19 protein-coding genes and 2 tRNA genes are annotated in these 21,015 nt (G+C 68.1%); 11 read left to right on the forward strand and 10 right to left on the reverse strand.

All coding sequences use genetic code 11. The features are described from left to right. Positions 1–63 precede the first annotated feature (63 nt). Complete coding sequence (locus IF78_RS0124430; protein WP_031484569.1) at positions 64–1,125, forward strand: PucR family transcriptional regulator; 1,062 nt, start codon at positions 64–66, stop codon at positions 1,123–1,125. A gap of 830 nt (positions 1,126–1,955) precedes the next feature. Here the strand turns inward: IF78_RS0124430 and IF78_RS0124435 are convergent. Continuing rightward, positions 1,956–2,039 (reverse strand) — tRNA-Leu (locus IF78_RS0124435). Between the two features lie 505 nt (positions 2,040–2,544). On the opposite strand from IF78_RS0124435, the gene IF78_RS0124440 reads away from it, so the two are divergent. The 7 genes from IF78_RS0124440 (at position 2,545) to IF78_RS0124470 (ending at position 11,981) form a co-directional block, all read left to right on the forward strand. Then, on the forward strand, positions 2,545–3,420 hold the full coding sequence (locus tag IF78_RS0124440; protein WP_031484571.1) for an FHA domain-containing protein: 876 nt from the start codon (positions 2,545–2,547) through the stop codon (positions 3,418–3,420). Between the two features lie 10 nt (positions 3,421–3,430). After that, the gene (locus IF78_RS0124445) at positions 3,431–3,943 is read left to right on the forward strand and encodes an FHA domain-containing protein FhaB/FipA (protein WP_031484573.1); all 513 of its coding nucleotides are present in this window, start codon (positions 3,431–3,433) and stop codon (positions 3,941–3,943) included. A 90-nt stretch (positions 3,944–4,033) separates the two neighbouring features. Further along, positions 4,034–5,620 (forward strand): Stp1/IreP family PP2C-type Ser/Thr phosphatase, encoded by a 1,587-nt coding sequence (locus tag IF78_RS0124450; RefSeq protein ID WP_031484576.1) that lies wholly within the window; start codon positions 4,034–4,036, stop codon positions 5,618–5,620. Between the two features lie 27 nt (positions 5,621–5,647). Beyond that, a complete protein-coding gene (locus IF78_RS0124455) occupies positions 5,648–7,087 on the forward strand; it encodes an FtsW/RodA/SpoVE family cell cycle protein (protein ID WP_031484578.1) in 1,440 nt (479 codons plus the stop codon). Continuing rightward, positions 7,084–8,556 (forward strand): penicillin-binding transpeptidase domain-containing protein, encoded by a 1,473-nt coding sequence (locus IF78_RS0124460; protein WP_031484580.1) that lies wholly within the window; start codon positions 7,084–7,086, stop codon positions 8,554–8,556. Before IF78_RS0124455 ends, IF78_RS0124460 begins: the two co-directional genes overlap by 4 nt. A gap of 170 nt (positions 8,557–8,726) precedes the next feature. Then, entirely contained in the window at positions 8,727–10,730 is a 2,004-nt protein-coding gene (pknB, locus tag IF78_RS0124465; RefSeq protein WP_031484583.1) for a Stk1 family PASTA domain-containing Ser/Thr kinase, read from the forward strand. A gap of 201 nt (positions 10,731–10,931) precedes the next feature. Beyond that, positions 10,932–11,981, forward strand: a complete 1,050-nt coding sequence (locus tag IF78_RS0124470) for a restriction endonuclease (RefSeq protein WP_037641126.1) — start codon at positions 10,932–10,934, stop codon at positions 11,979–11,981. Between the two features lie 82 nt (positions 11,982–12,063). On the opposite strand, the gene IF78_RS0124475 is transcribed toward IF78_RS0124470, so the two are convergent. From IF78_RS0124475 to IF78_RS0124500, 6 genes are read right to left on the reverse strand one after another with little or no spacing between them, the layout of a single operon-like run. After that, entirely contained in the window at positions 12,064–12,843 is a 780-nt protein-coding gene (locus tag IF78_RS0124475; RefSeq protein ID WP_425314627.1) for a class E sortase, read from the reverse strand. Positions 12,844–12,849: 6 nt separating this feature from the next. After that, positions 12,850–14,115: a class E sortase gene (locus IF78_RS0124480; protein WP_031484589.1), complete on the reverse strand. Its 1,266-nt coding sequence runs from the start codon at positions 14,113–14,115 to the stop codon at positions 12,850–12,852. Further along, positions 14,112–14,750 (reverse strand): aminodeoxychorismate/anthranilate synthase component II, encoded by a 639-nt coding sequence (locus IF78_RS0124485; protein ID WP_031484591.1) that lies wholly within the window; start codon positions 14,748–14,750, stop codon positions 14,112–14,114. Before IF78_RS0124485 ends, IF78_RS0124480 begins: the two co-directional genes overlap by 4 nt. Further along, positions 14,747–14,944, reverse strand: a complete 198-nt coding sequence (locus IF78_RS47795; RefSeq protein ID WP_167348327.1) for a hypothetical protein — start codon at positions 14,942–14,944, stop codon at positions 14,747–14,749. Before IF78_RS47795 ends, IF78_RS0124485 begins: the two co-directional genes overlap by 4 nt. Positions 14,945–14,961: 17 nt before the next feature. Further along, positions 14,962–15,669: a class E sortase gene (locus IF78_RS0124495; protein ID WP_031484594.1), complete on the reverse strand. Its 708-nt coding sequence runs from the start codon at positions 15,667–15,669 to the stop codon at positions 14,962–14,964. Positions 15,670–15,688: 19 nt separating this feature from the next. After that, entirely contained in the window at positions 15,689–16,465 is a 777-nt protein-coding gene (locus IF78_RS0124500; protein ID WP_078662566.1) for a DUF881 domain-containing protein, read from the reverse strand. Positions 16,466–16,607: 142 nt separating this feature from the next. On the opposite strand from IF78_RS0124500, the gene crgA reads away from it, so the two are divergent. Further along, positions 16,608–16,862, forward strand: a complete 255-nt coding sequence (crgA, locus tag IF78_RS0124505; RefSeq protein ID WP_030290322.1) for a cell division protein CrgA — start codon at positions 16,608–16,610, stop codon at positions 16,860–16,862. Positions 16,863–17,131: 269 nt separating this feature from the next. Here crgA and IF78_RS0124510 read toward each other — a convergent pair whose 3' ends face one another. Together IF78_RS0124510 and IF78_RS0124515 are read right to left on the reverse strand one after the other, a co-directional pair. Next, positions 17,132–18,019: a rhomboid family intramembrane serine protease gene (locus IF78_RS0124510; RefSeq protein WP_031484600.1), complete on the reverse strand. Its 888-nt coding sequence runs from the start codon at positions 18,017–18,019 to the stop codon at positions 17,132–17,134. A gap of 126 nt (positions 18,020–18,145) precedes the next feature. Beyond that, complete coding sequence (locus IF78_RS0124515; protein ID WP_031484602.1) at positions 18,146–18,679, reverse strand: peptidylprolyl isomerase; 534 nt, start codon at positions 18,677–18,679, stop codon at positions 18,146–18,148. A 325-nt stretch (positions 18,680–19,004) separates the two neighbouring features. Here IF78_RS0124515 and IF78_RS0124520 point away from each other — a divergent pair, with 325 nt between their 5' ends. Beyond that, positions 19,005–19,718 (forward strand): DUF5324 family protein, encoded by a 714-nt coding sequence (locus IF78_RS0124520; RefSeq protein ID WP_031484604.1) that lies wholly within the window; start codon positions 19,005–19,007, stop codon positions 19,716–19,718. Positions 19,719–20,062: 344 nt separating this feature from the next. Here IF78_RS0124520 and IF78_RS0124525 read toward each other — a convergent pair. After that, positions 20,063–20,135: transfer RNA gene (locus IF78_RS0124525), tRNA-Ala, on the reverse strand. Positions 20,136–20,319: 184 nt separating this feature from the next. Here IF78_RS0124525 and IF78_RS0124530 point away from each other — a divergent pair. Next, complete coding sequence (locus tag IF78_RS0124530; RefSeq protein WP_031484606.1) at positions 20,320–20,868, forward strand: helix-turn-helix domain-containing protein; 549 nt, start codon at positions 20,320–20,322, stop codon at positions 20,866–20,868. Positions 20,869–21,015: the final 147 nt, after the last annotated feature.

Genomic DNA, 21,015 nt, shown 5'->3' on the forward strand with positions numbered 1-21,015 from the left:
TCTGTCACTCTGGTCCGCTGTGCGTGGGGAACGCCGGCGGAGCATCAGCATCGAGGAGGTCGCGTGACGCGGTCAGCCATACCCGACGAGTACCTGGAGGGCTATGCCGGGATCCTGGCCGACGTCTGTGCCACGGGCCGCCGCCTCACCCGGAACGAGCTGGAGTCCCTGCGCGCCCGGGGAGAACGCGCCGCGGAGGCGGGCCTGGGACTGCGTCTTCTGGTCCGCCGGCATCTGTCCGCGGCCCGCGAGCTCTCGCCCGCCCTATCGACCGTCGGAGCCGACCGTGTGCTCGCCGCCGTGGAGCAGGCGGTGGACGCCTTCGCCGAAGGATACGAACGGTCCCAGAAACTCGCGGTGAGGCAGGAAGAGGCCGCGCGGCGGGAGTTCATCGACGATCTGCTCTACGGCCGAAGTGACCTGGGTCGCCTGGCCGAACGGGCGGAACGCTTCGGCCTGCTCCTCTCCCGCGCCCACTCGGTCGCCGTCGCCCAGGGCGCCACGCCGGTCGACGACACGCACCCGGCGACCCGGCAGGTGGAGAGCGCCCTGGTCGCCCGGTTCGGAGAGCGCCGCATCCTGCTCACCACCAAGGACGGCCGCCTGGTCTGCGTCGCACCCGGCGACCAGGACGACGTACTCGTGTACTTCGCCAAGCAGGCACACGCGGCCACCGACGGTGGCCGGGTCGCCCTCGGCCGCGCCCACCCCGGCGCCGGCGGGGTCGTCCACTCCTACGAGGAAGCCCTCAACTCCCTCGACCTGGCGGACCGCCTGGAACTGGAGGAGCCCGTGCTGCGCGCCGCCGACCTGCTCGTCTACCCCGTCCTCACCCGCGACCGGCAGGCCATGGCCGACCTCGTGCATAGTGCCCTCGGCCCGCTCCAGGCCGCCCGCGGCGGCGCCCAGCCCCTCCTCGACACCCTCACCGCGTACTTCGACTCCGGATGCATCGCCGCCGAGGCGGCGCGCCGCCTGCGCCTGAGCGTGCGGGCCCTGACCTACCGCCTGGAGCGCATCCACAAGCTCACCGGCACCAACCCGGCCAACCCGGTCCACCGCTACACCCTGCAGACCGCCGTCATCGGCGCCCGGTTGCTGGGCTGGCCCGGCAACGAGGTCTGACCTGGGTGCCGACCAGGAGCTGTCCGGGCGATCATGTGACCGCCCCGGTGCCTGGGTCGTTGCTGTGGGCATGGCGTGGGCAATCTGACTGATGCCGATGGGAAACCAGCTAACTCCACCCAAGCGCGGACGGCCGTTGCCGCCCGCTGTCCCTGGTCGTCACTGGCGGACGGCGGGCGGACTGTACCCAGGCTCCGAACATGACCGCTCGGACAGGGTTCACGGTGTGCCGCCGCCCTTCCGCCCGCCTCCGGTGAGCTGACCCATCATCCTGACGATGACCGGAAGCCGGCACCAACCTCTGGCAGCCCCTCCAGTACGGCTCCGAAGCCTGGCAACGGGCTACTTCCGGCTCCGCAACAGTGTCGAAGGCATCAACGGCTTCGCCAAGGACCGCCTCCAGGAACGCCTCGAAGACGCCGACACCCTCCGAATCCGCGGCATCGCAGCCCAGACCCTCCTCCTGGCCTTCCAGCTCGCCCACGCCAACCGCCGCAAGCTCGCCTCCTGGGCCGACGCCATCGCCCTGGGCGGCGAACGGCCCCGCCGACGCCCACCCGCCGTCGCAGGACCGAGCCGCTGGGCACATGGACCCCCAAGAGCCACATCACCCAGCGCTGAGACCTTCCTCACAGAGCGCGCCCCGAGAGCTGCTCAAGCAAGACACACAAAACGAACACGGACCGCCGACGGCCCTCAGCCACCGACGGTCCGCTTCACCGTGCCCAGAGACAGACATCACACCGCAGAAACAGGAATGGGCGGCATCGCCATCGCGATGCCGCCCATTCCGTCGGTGCAGCTAGAGCACTTTCGTCGGTGCTCCAGAGTGCGCGAGGGGGGAGTTGAACCCCCACGCCCTTGCGGGCACTGGAACCTGAATCCAGCGCGTCTGCCTATTCCGCCACCCGCGCATTGGGTGTGTCCTCGGGCCCTTCCCTTGCGGTCCGGCGCCTTCCGACATCCAGAACATTAGCACGGCGCCCAGGGTGGGTTCACATCCCTTATCCCCAGGCAGCCCGCCGCCCAGCGGCCCCGCCGCCGCTCACCAGCGCAGTCGGCACGCGCCCCGGGCACCCGGCAACCCGCGACGCCCTCCGCTCCGTATCAACGAGTACCTGTTCACGTATCAACCTCGTACCGGTACCGCCCATCTCCCCAGGAGCCGGTCGGGGTCCACAGTCAGGTGCGGGACACTGGTTTGCGGCCCCCTCTACGATCCATGGCAAGACTGTGTCCGTGAGGAGTTCGAAGGGGAGCTCCGAAGGGAACTTCGAGGGCGTCGACACCCGTCGACCGGGCCGACAGGGGGAACCAGCCGATTCACCGGCGCGTGGATACGATCAGTAAGCAGTACCAGGTAAGGCAGTGCCCGCCCGGCGGGACACAGGACGAAGGCAACGACGGAGGAGGTGCCTCATGGGAGTCCTGAAGAAGTTCGAGCAGCGTCTCGAAGGTCTGGTCAACGGCACCTTCGCCAAGGTGTTCAAGTCCGAGGTCCAGCCCGTGGAGATCGCGGGAGCGCTCCAGCGCGAGTGCGACAACAACGCCACCATCTGGAACCGCGACCGCACGGTCGTCCCCAACGACTTCATCGTGGAGCTGAGCGCACCGGACCACGAGCGGCTGAGCCCCTACTCCGGCCAGCTCGGCGACGAGCTCGCCGGCATGGTCCGCGACTACGCCAAGCAGCAGCGCTACACCTTCATGGGCCCGATCAAGGTCAACCTGGAGAAGGCCGACGACCTCGACACCGGCCTGTACCGCGTGCGCAGCCGTACGCTCGCCGGCTCCACCGACCAGCAGAGCGGCGGCCGGCAGGCCCCCGCACCCGCCGCCCCGGCCGGGCGGCCCGGTGGTGCCCCGGGTGGCTACGGCTACCCGCCGGCCGCCGCGCCCGCGGGCGCACCTCCCATGCCGGCCGCGCCGCCCCCCGGCGGCCGCCCCGGCGGCTACGGCTACCCGCAGCCCGCGGGCGGCCAGCGTCCTCCCGCCGCGCCCGCGGCCGGCGGCCGCACCCGCTACTGGATCGAGATCAACGGCACCCGCCATCAGATCTCCCGCGCGACGCTGGTGCTGGGCCGCAGCACCGAGGCCGACGTGCGGATCGACGACCCCGGCGTCTCCCGCCGGCACTGCGAGATCCGGACCGGAACGCCCTCGACGATCCAGGATCTCGGGTCCACCAACGGCATCGTGGTGGACGGGCAGCACACCACCCGCGCTACGCTCCGCGACGGCTCGCGGATCGTCGTGGGCAGCACCACCGTTATCTATAGGCAAGCCGAAGGGTGAAGCGGGGGCAATGTCAGAGCTGACCCTCACGGTCATGCGGCTGGGTTTCCTGGCCGTCCTGTGGCTGTTCGTGATCGTGGCCGTGCAGGTCATCCGCAGCGACCTGTTCGGTACGCGCGTCACTCAGCGCGGCTCGCGCCGCGAGACCGCCCGACCGCAGCAGACCGCACGTCAGGCAGCGCCTCCGCAGCAGCGCAGCCAGCAGGGCGGCGGCCGCCAGCGCCGTAACGCCCCCACCAAACTGGTCGTGTCCGAGGGCACCCTCACCGGCACCACCGTGGCGCTGCAGGGCCAGACCATCACCCTGGGCCGGGCGCACGACAGCACGATCGTGCTGGACGACGACTACGCCTCCAGCCGGCATGCCAGGATCTACCCGGACCGCGACGGCCAGTGGATCGTCGAGGACCTCGGTTCCACCAACGGCACGTACCTCGACCGAATGCGGCTGACGACCCCCACACCGATTCCGCTGGGCGCGCCGATCCGCATCGGCAAGACCGTCATCGAGCTGCGGAAGTAGTACGACAATGAGCGAGCGGAGCGAGCACGCAGCGGCGACCCACACCACGGGCCCCGGCGCGCTCCCGACCGGAGGGTGGGCACCGTGCGGATGTACCCGGAGCCGACGGGCGAGGTGCGCATGAGTCTGTCACTGCGCTTCGCCGCCGGATCGCACAAAGGCATGATCCGCGAGGGCAACGAGGACTCCGGATACGCCGGACCCCGCCTGCTCGCCATCGCCGACGGCATGGGCGGCGCGGCAGCGGGCGAGGTCGCCTCCTCCGAGGCGATCTCCACCATCGTCGCCCTCGACGACGACGTCCCCGGCTCCGACGTCCTCACCTCTCTCGGTACGGCCGTCCAGCGCGCCAACGACCAGCTGCGCTCGATGGTCGAGGAGGACCCCCAGCTCGAAGGCATGGGCACCACGCTGACCGCCCTGCTCTGGACCGGACAGCGCCTCGGCCTGGTCCACGTCGGCGACTCACGGGCCTACCTGCTGCGCGACGGCGTCCTCACGCAGATCACGCAGGACCACACCTGGGTGCAGCGCCTCGTCGACGAGGGCCGGATCACCGAGGAGGAGGCCACCACCCACCCGCAGCGCGCCCTGCTGATGCGCGCCCTGGGCAGTGGTGACCATGTCGAGCCCGACCTGTCCATCCGCGAGGTCCGCGCCGGCGACCGGTACCTGATCTGCTCCGACGGTCTGTCCGGGGTGGTGTCCCACCAGACGCTGGAGGACACCCTCGCCAGCTACCAGGGCCCCCAGGAGACCGTCCAGGAGCTCATCCAGCTCGCGCTGCGCGGCGGCGGCCCCGACAACATCACCGTGATCATCGCCGACGTCCTCGACCTGGACACCAACGACACCCTCGCCGGGCAGCTGTCCGACACCCCGGTCGTGGTCGGCGCCGTCGCCGAGAACCAGCACCAACTGCACGACAACGGCATCATGCAGACCCCGGCAGGCCGTGCCTCCGGGCTCGGCCGCCAGTTCCCCGGACAGGGCGGCGGGGGCGGCGAGTTCGGCCCGCCCGGCTCCGGCGACACCACCGGCTACATCCCGGCGGGCAGCTTCGGCGACTACACCGACGACGACTTCGTCAAGCCCCGCAAGGGCCGCAAGTGGCTGAAGAGATCCTTCTACATCGCCCTCGCGCTCGGTGTGATCGGCGGCGGCCTGTACGGCGGCTGGAAGTGGACGCAGACGCAGTACTACGTCGGCACCAACGGTGACCACGTCGCCCTCTACCGGGGCATCAGCCAGGACCTGGCATGGGTGTCGCTTTCGGAGGTGGAGAAGGACCACCCCGAGATCGAACTCAAGTACCTGCCGCCGGTCTGGCAGAAGTCGGTCGAGGCGACCATCGCCGAGGGCGGCCTGAAGGACGCCCAGAAGAAGATCGACGAACTCGCCGTGCAGGCCTCCGCGTGCAAGAAGCGGTCCGCGCAGCAGTCCGCCGAGAGCGCGAAGAACTCCGGGACCGGCGAAGGCGAGGCCGGAGGCACCACGGGAACCACCCGTTCCTCCCTCACGTCCAAGGCGACACCGACGCCGAACCCATCGCCGTCCAAGTCCCAGACCCCGCCCCCGTCCTCCTCCACCTCCCCGACCCCGACTGCGACGCCAAGCCCCGGCCCGACTCTCTCGGAGGAAGAGCAGAAGGTCGTCACGAACTGCGGCACGCAGTAGGCAAGCCGTGAGAGGCCCCGTCACACGATGAGCAGTACTACGAACTCGCCGACCCACCACACGTCCACGATCGGCGCGATCGGCGCGCCGAGCCGGCGCAACACCGAACTCGCGCTGCTGGTGTTCGCGGTTGTCATTCCGGTGTTCGCCTACGCCAACGTGGGCCTGGCGATCAACGACGAGGTGCCGGCCGGCCTCCTCAGCTACGGCATAGGCCTCGGCCTCCTCGCCGGCATCGGCCATCTCGCCGTACGGAAGTTCGCCCCCTACGCGGACCCGCTGCTGCTGCCGCTGGCGACCCTGCTGAACGGACTCGGGCTGGTCGCGATCTGGCGGCTGGACCAGTCGAAACTGCTCCAGCAGATCAAGCAGGCGGGCACCGCCGCGCCCCGGCAGCTGCTGTACACGGCGATGGGCATCGCCCTGTTCATCGCGGTCCTGATCTTCCTCAAGGACCACCGCGTCCTGCAGCGCTACACCTACATCTCCATGGTCGGCGCGCTCTTCCTGCTGCTGCTGCCACTGGTGCCGGGCCTCGGCCAGAACATCTACGGCGCCAAGATCTGGATCTCCGTCGCCGGATTCTCCATCCAGCCCGGCGAGTTCGCGAAGATCGTCCTCGCGGTGTTCTTCGCGGGCTACCTGATGGTCAAGCGAGACGCCCTGGCCCTCGCCAGCCGCCGTTTCATGGGCCTGTACCTGCCGCGCGGCCGCGACCTCGGACCGATCCTCGTCGTCTGGGCGATCTCGATCCTCATCCTGGTCTTCGAGACCGACCTCGGTACGTCGCTGCTGTTCTTCGGAATGTTCGTCATCATGCTGTACGTCGCCACCGAGCGGACCAGCTGGATCGTCTTCGGTCTGCTGATGTCCGCGGTCGGCGCCGTCGGCGTGGCCTCCTTCGAACCGCACATCCAGCAGCGCGTCGACGCCTGGCTCGACCCGATGCGCGAGTACACCCTCAGCCGGCAGGGCGTCGGCGGCCACTCCGAGCAGGCCATGCAGGCCCTGTGGGCGTTCGGCTCCGGCGGCACCCTCGGCACCGGCTGGGGCCAGGGCCACTCCGAGCTCATCCGGTTCGCCGCCAACTCCGACTTCATCCTCGCCACCTTCGGCGAGGAGCTCGGCCTGGCCGGCGTCATGGCGATCCTGCTGATCTACGCCCTGATCGTTGAGCGCGGCGTGCGCACCGCCCTCGCCGCCCGCGACCCGTTCGGCAAGCTGCTCGCCGTCGGCCTCTCCGGCGCCTTCGCCCTCCAGGTCTTCGTCGTCGCGGGCGGCGTCATGGGCCTGATCCCGCTCACCGGTATGACGATGCCGTTCCTGGCGTACGGCGGTTCCTCCGTCATCGCCAACTGGGCCCTCATCGGCATCCTCATGCGCATCAGCGACACCGCCCGCCGTCCGGCGCCCGCCCCCGCTCCGAACCCCGACGCCGAGATGACCCAGGTGGTCCGCCCGTCATGAACAAGCCCCTGCGCCGGATCGCGATCTTCTGCGGCCTCCTGATCCTCACCCTGCTCATCCGGGACAACTGGCTGCAGTACGTCAAGGCGGACAGCCTCAAGGACGACCCCAAGAACCGCCGCGTCCTCATCGCCCGTTACGCCACGCCCCGCGGCGACATCATCGTCGGCGGCGACCCGATCACCGGGTACACGGAGACCTCGGGCGACTTCAAGTACAAGCGCACGTACAAGGACGGCGCGATGTGGGCGCCCGTCACCGGCTTCGTCTCGCAGGCCTACGGCGCCAACCAGCTGGAGTCCATCAACGACGGCATCCTCAGCGGCACCGACGACCGGCTCTTCTTCCGCAACACCCTCGACATGATCACGGGCAAGGAGAAGCAGGGCGGCAACGTCGTCACCACCCTCAACGCCGCCGCGCAGAAGGCCGCCTACCAGGGTCTGAAGAACCAGGGCGGCAAGGGTGCCGCCGTCGCCATCGAGCCGTCCACCGGCAAGATCCTGGCGCTGGCGTCCTTCCCGTCGTACGACCCGTCGACGATCGCCGGTGGCAGCACCTCCGACGAAGAGGCCTGGGCGAAGCTCCAGAAGAAGAACAACCCCGACGACCCGATGCTCAACCGGGCGCTGCGCGAGGTCTACCCGCCCGGCTCGACCTTCAAGGTCGTCACCGCGGCCGCGGCACTGGAGAACGGCCTCTACACGGAGGCGGACCAGCAGACCAGGACGCCGCTGCCGTGGACCATGCCGGGCACCACGACCGTGCTGAAGAACGAGGGCGACATCCCCTGCAAGAACGCGACGCTCCGGGTCGCCCTGCAGTGGTCCTGCAACACCGTCTTCGGCAAGATCGGCTCCGACCTCGGCAACGACAAGATGCTGGAAGAGGCCAAGAAGTTCGGCTTCACCGAGGAGCAGTTCACGCCGGTCCGCACCAGCGCGTCGGTCTTCTCCGACGACATGAACCCCTCGCAGACCGCGCTGTCCTCCATCGGCCAGTTCAACACCGCCGCCACCCCGCTGCAGATGGCCATGGTCGCCTCGGCCGTCGCCAACGACGGCACGCTGATGAAGCCGTACATGGTCGACGAGGTCCAGACGCACAACCTCGACCCGCTCGAGAAGACCGACCCCGAGGAGCTGAGCAAGCCGCTGTCCGCGGAGAACGCTCAGATCCTGCAGTCGATGATGGAGACGGTCGTCGAGGACGGCACCGGCAAGAAGGCGCGGATCGGCGGCGTCAAGGTGGGCGGCAAGACCGGTACCGCCCAGCACGGTGTGGACAACAGCGAGAACCCCTACGCGTGGTTCCTCTCCTACGCCAAGCTCGACGACGGCAGCTCGCCGGTCGCCGTGGCCGTGGTGATCGAGGACGAGAACGCGGTCCGCGACGACATCTCCGGTGGCGGCCTCGCGGCCCCCATCGCCAAGAGCGTCATGGAGGCGGTCATCGACAGCAAGAAGTGACCCCGCTCACGTCCCCTTCACATCGGTGCACGTTGCGATACCGGTCCTGTATCGGGTTACGGGCTTGGCCAGGTCACACAAGATGAGCCGGGTACGGTATGCCCGGACGGCACACCGACGCACCCACAAGGGTGAGGTCGGGACCGACGGAGAGGGCTGGTAGGTAGCTTATGGAAGAGCCGCGTCGCCTCGGCGGCCGGTACGAACTGGGCCAGGTGCTCGGTCGTGGTGGCATGGCGGAGGTCTACCTCGCGCATGACACCCGCCTCGGCCGCACCGTGGCGGTGAAGACGCTGCGCGCGGACCTCGCGCGCGACCCGTCCTTCCAGGCCCGGTTCCGCCGGGAGGCCCAGTCGGCCGCCTCGCTCAACCATCCCGCGATCGTCGCGGTCTACGACACGGGCGAGGACTACATCGACAACGTGTCGATCCCGTACATCGTCATGGAGTACGTGGACGGCTCGACGCTCCGCGAACTGCTCCACTCCGGCCGCAAGCTGCTGCCGGAGCGCGCCATGGAGATGACCATCGGCATCCTCCAGGGCCTGGAGTACGCCCACCGCAGCGGCATCGTCCACCGCGACATCAAGCCGGCCAACGTCATGCTCACGCGCAACGGCCAGGTCAAGGTGATGGACTTCGGCATCGCCCGCGCCATGGGCGACTCCGGCATGACGATGACCCAGACCGCGGCCGTCATCGGCACCGCCCAGTACCTCTCGCCGGAGCAGGCGAAGGGCGAGCAGGTGGACGCTCGCTCGGACCTCTACTCCACGGGCTGCCTGCTCTACGAGCTCCTGACGGTCCGCCCGCCCTTCGTCGGCGACTCCCCGGTCGCGGTCGCGTACCAGCACGTACGCGAAGAGGCTCAGGCCCCGTCCGTCTTCGACCCCGAGATCACGCCGGAGATGGACGCCATCGTCCTGAAGGCGCTGGTCAAGGACCCCAACTACCGCTACCAGTCGGCCGACGAGATGCGCGCCGACATCGAGGCCTGCCTCGACGGCCAGCCCGTCGCCGCCACGGCCGCGATGGGCTCGGTGGGCTACGGCGGCTACCCCGACGACCAGCCGACCACGGCCCTGCGCGCCACGGACGCCGGCGCCACGTCGATGCTGCCGCCCATGAACCCGGACGACGGCGGCTACGGCTACGACGACCGCGTGGACCGGCGGCGCCAGAAGAAGTCCAACACCTCGACGATCCTGCTGGTCCTCGCGGCGGTGCTGGTTCTCGTGGGTGCGGTGCTGATCGGCAAGTGGGTGTTCAGCGGTGACGGTGTGGCGAACGACACGGTGCCTGTGCCGAACTTCATCGGCAAGACGCTGCCCGAGGCCAGGAAAGAGGCGTCCAACAGCGACCTCACGCTGACCTCCAAGAAGGAACCCTGCGAGAACAAGCCCGCGGGCCAGATCTGCTCGCAGAACCCGGACTCCGGGACGAAGGTCAAGAAGAACTCCACCGTCAACGTCGTGGTGTCGACCGGTGCCCCGAAGGTCACAGTTCCGGACGTGGAGGGAGCGCAATACACCGAGGCCAAGTCCGACCTCGAGGACAAGGGCTTCAGGGTCGAGCAGAAGACCGAAGAGTCCGACCGGACTCCGGGCGTGGTCATCAGCCAGGACCCCGAGGGTGGCACTGAGCAGGAGAAGGGCTCGACGATCACCCTCACCGTCGCCAAGGAGAAGGAACAGTCCACGGTTCCGGACGTCCAGGGCAAGTCCTGCGACGAGGCGAAGGTCCAGATGTCGGCCAACAACCTGGTCGGCTCCTGCGTCGAGGTGGAGACCCAGGACCCCAACCAGGTCGGCAAGGTCATCGACACCAACCCGGCGATCGGCTCCCAGGTCCCCCAGAACTCCCAGGTGGAGATCCGGATCGGCAAGGCGGCCGCGCAGCAGCAAGTGCCGGTGCCGAGCGTGACCCAGCTGTCCCTGAAGGACGCCAGGAAGGCCCTCGAGGACGTGGGTCTGACGGTGGGCAACGTCCAGGGCTCCCAGGACGACAACGCCGTGGTCCTCGCCCAGGATCCCCAGCCGAACACCCAGGTGCCCCAGGGCACCGCGGTCAACCTGGTCGCCGTCGACCAGGGCGGCAACGGCAACGGCGGTGGCGGCGACGGCGGTCAGATCTTCGGCGGCGTGACGGGAACGTCCGCCCGCACGGAGGACTGACACCAGCCCGCATGAGTGAGCCCCGATGCCCTGAGCAGGGCATCGGGGCTCACTCATGCCCAGCAGTCGCGACCACACACGCCGAACACTCGCTCCCGCATCGATCGTGTCTTCACATTTCCCGACTCGTTGATCGGGTGGGGTGGGGAGTCAGAGCTCTGCCCCGGCCGTACGGCCACACCACAAGCGGAAGGGCAGAACGTGATCAACGAATCGGCGCTGCTGGAGTCGAAGAGCCTGCGCGACAGCGTGCTGGAACGAACCGACGTGCTCGACAGAGTCAAGGCGCTGTCGCTGCTGCCGGACGGGATGCATGTGACGACGGCGATGGTGGCGGCGTACTTCGACGTCACTGTCGAAGTCATCCGGCAGCTGGCGAAGCGCCACCGTGAAGAGCTGGAAGCCAACGGCATGGCCGTACTGCGAGGCTCTGACCTTCGAAAATTCGAGAGTGACAACATGTCACTCTCGCTGGGTAGTTATCCACAGGCTCGCCGAAGCCTCACTGTTTTCTCCCGGCGGGCGGTGCTCAATGTCGCCATGCTCCTACGCGACAGCACGGTCGCTCGTCATGTACGTACCTACCTCCTCGACATGGAGTACCTGGCCCGCACACAGCCTGTGGAAAACCCGACCCCCACCGACGTCGTCTCCCTCGACGACCGCATCGACCAGCGCATCACCCAAATCCTCGGCAAGACCGTCGTCCCCATGTTCAACGCCCTGATCGAAACGTCAGGCGAGCACCGCAGGGAGCTGATCGCGCTCCGCGCAGGCGTCCAGCGCATCGAGCGACGGCTTCGGCACCACCATGCCCGGCTGCAGAGGCTCGAGGCACCGCTGGAGGAACGCCCCCTCGCCGGTGTCATGGCCGCGATGGACGCCATGAACAGCCGCAAGTTCGAGGAGCACATCGCCACACTGCTGAACCGCGACGGCTGCACGGATGTCGTCGTGCAGGGAGGTCCTGGCGACCGGGGCATCGACGTCATCGCGCTCACAGCCGACGGACGACGCCTCGTCGCCCAGTGCAAGAGGTTCGCGCCCTACATCTCCATCACCAGCTCCGACGTCCAGAAGTTCGTCGGCTCGGCCAAGCTGTACAGCGCGGACGTAGCTCTCTTCGTGGCGACGTGCCCCTTCACACCTGACGCACTGAGCATCGCCACCGACAGCGGCATCACCGCCGTAGACCGCGCGCTACTGGAGAAGTGGAGCGCCGGGGAACCGCTGAAGGTTCTGGGCCATTAACAGCGTAAAGAGAAAGAGGCCCGAAGCCGCAAAGGTAGGTTGCGGCTTCGGGCCCTCATCTTAAGCGTGACAACACGTCACGCTAACGCAGTTCCTCCGGCGGCGTTCGCTCCCCATCCACCTTCTCCACCTTCTCCACCCGCTCCAACTCGCCCCACACGATGTACCGGTACCGGCTCGTGTAGATCGGCGTGCAAGTCGTCAGCGTGATGTAGTGGCCCGCCTTCGTCCTGCCCGACTCCTTCGGGATGGCGGAGAGGACCTTGACGTTGTACTTCGAGGTCTCGGGAAGGACGGCGTAGACCTTGTAGACGTACCACTTGTCCTTCGTCTCGAAGACGATCGGGTCGCCCTTCTTGATCTTGTGGATGTTGTGGAACTCGGCGCCATGGCCGTCGCGATGTGCGGCGAGGGAGAAGTTGCCCTTCTTGCCCGACGTCGGCAGGGTCGCCTTGACCGGGTCGGTGTAGTAGCCGGCGACGCCGTCGTTGAGGATCTTCGACGTCGTGCCCTTCTCGACCAGGATGTCCTCGTCACCCATCGCGGGCACGTGCAGGAAGCCGATGCCGTTCTTGGAGTCGAACTCGGCGGGACGGCCGGAATCCCCGTCCTCGTGGGCCCAGATGTCGCGGACCTTGTCGGCCTGTTTGGCCGCCTCCCGGTCGGCCACGACGTTCGTCCACCACAGGGAGTAGACGACGAACAGGCCGAGCACCAGGCCCGCCGTGATGAGGAGTTCGCCGAAGACGCTGACCGCCATCGCGACCCGGCCCATGCGGCGGCGCGGCGGCCGGCGCGGGGACTGGGACGCGACGGTGCGCTGCGCGTGCTCGGTGTCGTCGGTGGTCGCTGCCACGTTCATCTGCCCTTAACTGACGAGCGCATCCGGCTTGCCCTTGCTGCGCGGCCGTTCCTCGACCATCTTGCCCCAGACGATCAACCGGTACTTGCTGGTGAACTCAGGAGTGCACGTGGTGAGTGTGATGTAGCGGCCCGGTGTGGTGAAACCGGCGTCCCGCGGAACGGGGTCCAGCACGCTCACGTTGCCCGGCGAGGTCACCGGCAGGATCGACGCCATCTTGTACACGAAGTACTTGTCCTGCGTCTCGACGACGATCGCGTCGCCCTGGGCGAGCCGGTTGATGTACCGGAACGGTTCGCCATGGGTGTTGCGATGGCCGGCCAGCCCGAAGTTGCCGGTCTTGTCCCCCGGCATCGCCGTCTTCAGCCTGCCCTCGCCGTAGTGACCGACCATGCCCCGGTCGAGCACCTTCTTGTTGCTGACGCCCTCCGCGATCGGTACGACCACGTCCAGCTTCGGGATATGCAGGATGGCGAAGCCCTGCCCCGGCTCGAACGTCCCCGGAGCGCGTTTACCGCTCGCCCAGTCGTCCTGGAGGCTGCTCGCCTCCTTGTCCGCCTGCGCGTGCGCGCGGACGTTCGTCCACCACAGCTGGTAGCTCACGAACAGCAGCATCAGCACGCCGGTGGTGATGAACACCTCACCGATCGCCCGGCTGGCGAGCACACCCGGGCTGGGCCGGCGCGCCCGGGCCTGTCTGCGCGCCTCCACCCGAGAGAGAGGAGCCTGCGCGGCCTCCGAACCGCTCTCGGCGGCCTCCGACGCCGGGCGAGCGCCTCCATGACGCCCATGACGCCGCTTGGCGGCCTTTCTGCGGGCCGCGCGGCCGCCCATTGGGGTTCCCGTGGCCGACGTGGCGGAAGAGGCCGCAGAGGCCGCTATGGACTCTCCTGAGGGCGGATCCGCTATCCGCAGCGCCACGGTCTCGTCGTCCGGTGGCGGTATGTACGGCTCCGTGTACGGCTCTTGGGCGCTTACGGCCCCCTCCGCGCCGAGGCCGCCAGAGCCGTAACCCTCGGTGCCGTAACCCTCAGTGCCGTAACCATCGCTCCCGTAACCGTCGGCGGCGCCATAGCCCTCGGCGCCGTATCCCCCGGCACTCTGCCCCTGAGCGACGTGGCCCTCCCCGCCGTACCAGTCCCCGAGCGCACCGGACGCCTCGTACGGCTGCTGCCCGTACGAGGTGCCCTGGTCGCCGGCGTCGCCGTAGGAATCCGTGAAGGACTCCCCGTATGCGGCGCCGGACTCGCGCTCGGGGCGCAGCGCGGTCACGCCGTGGCCCTGCCCACCACCGGGGCGAGCCCCGCCGACCTCGCCACCGCACCCTGGTCACCGCACTCCACCAGCCAGTTGGCCAGCATCAGATGACCGTGCTCGGTGAGCACCGACTCGGGGTGGAACTGCACTCCCTCGACCGGGAGTTCACGGTGCCTGAGGCCCATGATGATCCCGTCGTGCGTGCGGGCGGTGACCTCCAGCTCGGCCGGCACCGTCTCCGGCTCGGCGGCGAGGGAGTGGTAGCGGGTCGCCGTGAACGGCGACGGCAGGCCCGCGAAGACGCCCTTACCCTCGTGCTCGACCGGCGAGGTCTTGCCGTGCAGCAGCTCCGGCGCGCGGTCGACGACACCGCCATACGCCACCTGCATCGACTGCATGCCGAGACAGACACCGAAGACCGGCACCCCGGTCGAGGCGCAGTGGCGCACCATCTCGATGCAGACCCCGGCCTCCTCCGGCGTACCCGGGCCCGGCGACAGCAGCACACCGTCGAAGCCGTCCTGGGCGTGTGCCGTCGACACCTCGTCGTTGCGCAGCACCTCGCACTCGGCGCCCAGCTGGTACAGGTACTGCACCAGGTTGAAGACGAAGCTGTCGTAGTTGTCCACGACGAGAATGCGCGCGCTCACTGGCCCTCCACCGTCACATCGCCGAAGGGAAGCAGCGGCTCTGCCCACGGGAAGACGTACTGGAAAAGGACGTAGACCACGGCCACGACCAAGGCGAGTGAAATCAGCGCCCTCACCCAAGCGTTCCCCGGCAGATGCCGCCAGATCCAGCCGTACATGCCGTCCCTTCCGTCGCACCACGGCACCAGACTCACGCCGTACAGCCAACAGACTAACGGCGCAACGCCTCCGGTTTCCCGGCCTCCACAGGCTGTGTGGAGTCCAGATGGGCCCACACGATCAGCCGGTGACTGTGTCCCCACTCCGGATCACACGTGGTCAGGGTCAGATAGCGGCCCTCACGGGTGTACCCCGACTTACGGGGCACAGGGTCGATCACCTCAATGTCCGTAGGAACGGTTTTGTAGGGGCCTTTGTCGATCCGATACGTGAACCAGGTCGTCCCGTCGGTGAGGACCACGGCGTCCCCGGGGCGCAGCTTCGGGAAGTCCTTGAAGGGATCGCCGTACGTACGCCGATGGCCGGCCACCGAGAAGTTGCCCTTCTGACCGAGCTGGGCGGTGCTCGCGTAGTGGCCGAGGCCCTTCTTGAGGGTGTTGGTGGCGGTGCCTTCGAGAACCGGCTTGTTCCACGTGAAACCAAGGCGCGGGATGTACATGATCGCGAAGGGTTCGTCCGCGCTGTACGGGGCGGGCTCAGGGGGACTCGTGGCCGCGCCCGGGCTCGCCGCATCGCCGGGAGCCGCGGCCGTCGGGCGCACCGCCCCCTGCGCCCACCGCTTCTCCAGCCGATCGATCTGGACGTCCATGACGTTGTCGGCCTTCACGCCGGTCCAGAACAGTACGTAGGCGACGAAAAGGACGATCACAGAGCCGACGGTGATGCAGAGCTCGCTGACGGTCCTGACGACGACACGCACCGGCAGCTCCAGAGAGGGCTCACTCCACGGGCTTGGCGTACTGCAGATCCACTGTGCCCGAGTAGCCCGGCAGAGTCACCGTCCCGTCCTCGGTGACTTTCCAGCCGAGGCCGTAGACATTGACGTACACCATGTAGTTCTGAATCGACGGCGAGGCCGCGAGCGCCTGCTGCATCTTCTCCGGATCACCGACCGCCGTGATCTTGTACGGCGGTGAGTAGACCCGGCCCTGAAGGATCAGCGTGTTGCCCACACAGCGCACGGCGCTCGTGGAGATCAACCGCTGGTCCATGACCTTGATGCCCTTGGCGCCGCTCTGCCACAGGGCATTGACCACGGCCTGGAGATCCTGTTGATGGATGACCAGGTAGTCGGGCTGGGGCTCCGGATACCCGGGCAGCTTGGCGGTGGCATCCGGCGGGGCGTCGTTGAGCGTGACCGTGATCGCCTCGCCGGTCACCTTCTGCGTACCCGCGCTCTGCTCCAGCGCCGCCAGCTTGTCGTCCTCGGCCTTCGTGCTGCCGTCGTCCCGCTCCGCCAGCGCCTCCACGTCGTCACGCAGGGCGGCGTTGGACTCGTTGAGCCGGCCGTTCTCGTGGCTGCGTTCCTGGATCAGGTCCGAGAGCTTCAGCAATGAGGCGTCCGTGCGGATATCGGTGCCTTTGGCCGTATTGAAACTCGTGAAGAAAATGAGCCCCGCGAGAGCGAAGACGGCCGCGGTGAGCACCCGCACCGGCCGGAAGCGGCCACGGACAGGACTGGATCCCGTCCCGGGGGAGTCGGCAGAATTGCTCAACGTACCCTTATCTCCTTCGGCGCCGCGGAAGCACTACGCTAACGGACGCCCGGGGGAGCAATCAGAGTCCCCTTGTACGCTGCCCCGGAGCCAGCCAAAGTTCCCTGCGCGGCCACGCAGCGCATCGACAGGAGAGACCCTCGTGCCGAAGTCACGTATCCGCAAGAAGGCCGACTACACGCCGCCGCCGTCGAAGCAGGCGGCCACCATCAAGCTGAACAGCCGCGCCTGGGTCGCGCCCGTGATGCTGGCCATGTTCGTCATCGGCCTGGCATGGATCGTCGTCTTCTACGTGACCGACGGTTCGCTGCCCATCGATGCGCTGGGCAACTGGAACATCGTGGTGGGCTTCGGCTTCATCGCCGCCGGATTCGGCGTCTCCACGCAGTGGAAGTAGCGGCCGCTTCTCGGTGAACTCAGTTCTACCCACGGCTATCCGCTGAGTTATCCACAGATCGCAAGAGCATCCACAGAGGACCTGGGGAAAAGAACGACGATCTGTGGATAACCCCTCGGGCGTTGACGCCGATACGACTGACACACCACGGATCCGGACGAGCGTTCGCCCCCTATCTGACCTGCGAAAACGCGGGTCGGTGACAGGGGGCACAGTTGTTCGCGCACACTATGCACAAGATTGGCCACACGCTGTGGACAACGTGCCGCTCAGGTGAGCTGCAAGGTCCTCAGCACGGTCACCAGGACAATCACGGCCAGGACCAGCGCACATGTGCCGTACTGGATCAGCGCCCGCCGCTGACGCGGTGCGTGGACCATGGCGTAGCCGATGACGACGCCGGCGACGAGGCCGCCGATGTGGGCCTGCCAGGAGATGTTGAACCCGGGGCTGAAGGTGAAGATCAGGTTGATCACCAGCAGCGCGATGATCGGCCGCATGTCGTAGTTGAGGCGGCGCATGAGGACGGCTGTGGCACCGAAGAGGCCGAAGATGGCGCCGGAGGCACCGAGCGTGGCCGTGGTCGGGGACTCCAGCAGGTAGGCCAGAACGCCGCCCGCGAGGCCGGAGCAGAGGTAGAGCGCGAGGTAGCGGGCACGGCCTAGTGCGGCTTCGAGGGGGCCGCCGAGCCACCACAGGCTGAGCATGTTGAAGGCGATGTGCCAGATGGCCTCGTGGGTGAACATCGAGGTCACGAGGCGGTACCACTCGCCGCCGGCAACGCCTTCGGTCGGGTTGAACGGGGCGGGCGGCCAGGCGCCGAGGAGGACCAGGTCGTTCAGCAGGGTGGTGCTGGTCTGCACGGCGATGAACACCGCGAGGTTGATCCCGATGAGGATCTTGGTGACCAGACGGGGGTCGGCGGTGATGGTGCCGCCGGCGATGGTGCGGGGACGGGCGGCGTCAGGGGCATGTCCGGTGCCGGAACCACCGCGGACGCAGTCGGGGCACTGGAAGCCGACGGAGGCGCTGACCATGCAGTCAGGGCAGATCGGGCGTTCGCAGCGAGTGCAGCGGACGCCGGTCTCGCGGCCCGGGTGTCGGTAGCAGACGGGCAGGCTCTGGGCGTCCTGCGAGCTGCCGGCCGGCTGGTCCATGAGATCCCCTAGTTCGTCGTACGCGGTGCACGTCCACATGCATCGCCCCGCTCTTCCTTACGGATGAGCGGGGCGTTTTGTTCCCTGTGGGAGTTGTCGAACGGTTCCCTGAGGGAGGTGTCGGACTCAGCCTTCGCGGGTCTCGACGACGACCGACTCGATGACGACGTCCTTGACCGGACGGTCGGTGCGCGGGTTGGTCTGGGTGGTCGCGATGACGTCCACGACCTTCTGGCTGGCCGCGTCGGTGACCTCACCGAAGATGGTGTGCTTGCGGTTCAGCCAGGTGGTCGGGGAGACCGTGATGAAGAACTGCGAGCCGTTGGTGCCCGGCCCGGCGTTGGCCATGGCGAGCAGGTACGGCTTGTCGAAGGAGAGGTCCGGGTGGAACTCGTCCTGGAACTGGTAACCGGGACCGCCGGTGCCGTTGCCCAGCGGGTCACCGCCCTGGATCATGAAGCCGCTGATGACCCGGTGGAAGACCGTGCCGTCGTAGAGCTTGGCCGTGGACTTCTCTCCGGTGGCCGGGTTCGTCCACTCACGCTCGCCCTTGGCGAGCTCGACGAAGTTCTTGACCGTGATCGGCGCGTGGTTCGGGAGGAGCCGGACCTCGATGTCGCCGTGGTTGGTCTTCAGGGTGGCGTAGAGCTGCTCAGCCACGATCTGCCTTCCGTTGTCTTCCTGTGACCCCCTGATCCTCGCATGGACGGCGGCGTACGTCGCCCGGCACTCGTTCACCGGCAGGCAACCGTGGCGATCGCTTGCAGAAATCCCGTCGAGAAGGCCCGTGGCGGGGGCGCGAAGCGCCGAACCGTGGCATTGTCGACGACAAGCCCGCGTTGACCCTCATTAATCCGCTATTGCACTTGATCAGCTCCATCGGCACCCATATGCCCGCCCTCACATGCCGCAGAGCGTTCTGACAGGCATGATCCGTAAAAGGGTGGAAAGTCGAAAACCGTACGCCACCGAGGAGGAGGATCCCGTGACCCGCATTGACAGCGTGCGCGCCGCGACCGGCTCGGCGAAGGACAGCGTGCTGCACGCCGCGGAAGTGGTGGCGCCCTACGCCGACACCGCCAAGGACAGGGCCGCGCAATACGCGCACGAGGCACGCGTACGGCTCGCGCCCAAGGTGTCGCAGGCCACCGAGCAGGCCCGCGCGCAGGCACTTCTGCAGTACGGCACGCATGTCGCGCCGCGTCTGGAGCAGGCCCGTGCGCATGTGCCACCGAAGGTCGACCACGCCGCCCATGAGGCCGCCGCACGTACACGTAAGGCTGCCCGGCAGGCAGCCGACTACTCCAGGCCGAGGATCGAACAGGCAGTGGCCGTGGCGGGGCCCGTCAGGGGCGAGGCCGCCGCGCGCGGTGCCGCCGCGTTGGCGGCGCTGCGCGGCCAGGTCTCGCCGAAGGAGATCCAGAAGCTGGTCCGCAGGCACGAGAGGCGCGCCAAGGCCGGTCGTGCCACGAAGGCGCTGGCGGTGTTCGGTGTCCTCGCGGGCGCTGCCTTCGCGGCCTGGAAGTGGTGGGACAAGCAGGCCAACCCGGACTGGCTGGTCGAGCCTCCCGCCGCGACCGAGGTACCCGAGGCGAGCCATCTCGCTTCGGTGGACGGCAGCGGCCAGTCCGCCCTTGATCCCGAGGTCCAGGCGAAGGAAGCCGAGGAGGAGGCGGCCCGTCGCGACGAGGGCCGGTGATGTGAGGCCGGCGCCGACCGGTAGGTGAACTCCGCCGTGGGACGGGAGACTTGAGGTCTTCCGTCCCACGGCGATGTTTCACGTGGAACATCGCCCGCTCGGGCAATGGCGGGGGCAAGGGCCCGCCCTGGGCTGCGCTTCAACGTGCTCGGGCCACGGGAGGGCCGGCCTGGCGGCTGGCGGGTGCAGTTGGGTGGGCGCACCGCGCCCCTGGACGAGCTCTGCGTCGCCGGTTATCAGGCCAGCGCGGGAAATCGCCGCCACTTCTGCGAGCCGACCCCGCTCGAACGGAAACCAGAAAACCCTCTGACCTGCGTCCGGCGTAGGTCAGAGGGCTGGGTGAGTGGAGCCTAGGGGAGTCGAACCCCTGACATCTGCCATGCAAAGACAGCGCTCTACCAACTGAGCTAAGGCCCCGAAGACGGAACGTCCGACGAAAGGAAACCACACATCGCCGGGCGCCCAGACCAGAGTACCCGGTCGCCCCCCGTATCCCGCAAAAGGATTGGGGGTCCCGGTAAGCGACCACTCTCCGTAAGATGCTCGGCGTGGTTCGCTACAGCGAACCCAAGTTTTTTTGGGGAAGCGATGGGGAGACGCAATGGACGCCGCACAGCAGGAAGCCACCGCAAGAGCGCGGGAACTGCAGCGGAACTGGTACGGGGAGCCACTGGGGGCGCTCTTCCGTAAGCTCATCGACGATCTTGGTCTCAACCAGGCTCGTCTCGCGGGGGTACTGGGACTGTCCGCACCGATGCTGTCGCAGCTGATGAGCGGCCAGCGGGCGAAGATCGGCAATCCCGCCGTGGTCCAGCGGGTGCAGCTGCTGCAGGACCTGGCGGGGCAGGTCGCGGACGGCAGCGTGAGCGCGGCCGAGGCCACCGAGCGCATGGAGGAGATCAAGAAGTCGCAGGGGGGCTCGGTGCTCAGCAACACCACGCAGACGACGAGCAGTTCGGGGGCGCCCACGGTCAAGCGGGTGGTCCGCGAGATCCAGTCGCTGCTGCGCTCGGTGGCGGCCGCGGGAGACATCATCGAGGCCGCTGACACTCTCGCCCCCACCCACCCGGAACTGGCAGAGTTCCTCCGGGTGTACGGCGCCGGTCGCACCTCCGACGCGGTCACGCACTACCAGTCTCACCAGAACTGACCCCGAGGTCCCGGTCGCCGAAGGGGGTTCGGCAGCCGGGCCGACGGACTGCGTCCTGGACGGCACGAGGGGGTCGTGCGGTTCAGCGGCGAGGTCACACGGGCGTCCGGCCGACGCGTTCGCGGTGAGCTGCACGACGGGGGGCGT

Origin of the sequence: Streptomyces bicolor (assembly GCF_000719285.1) — a bacterium.
Lineage (GTDB): Bacteria > Actinomycetota > Actinomycetes > Streptomycetales > Streptomycetaceae > Streptomyces > Streptomyces bicolor.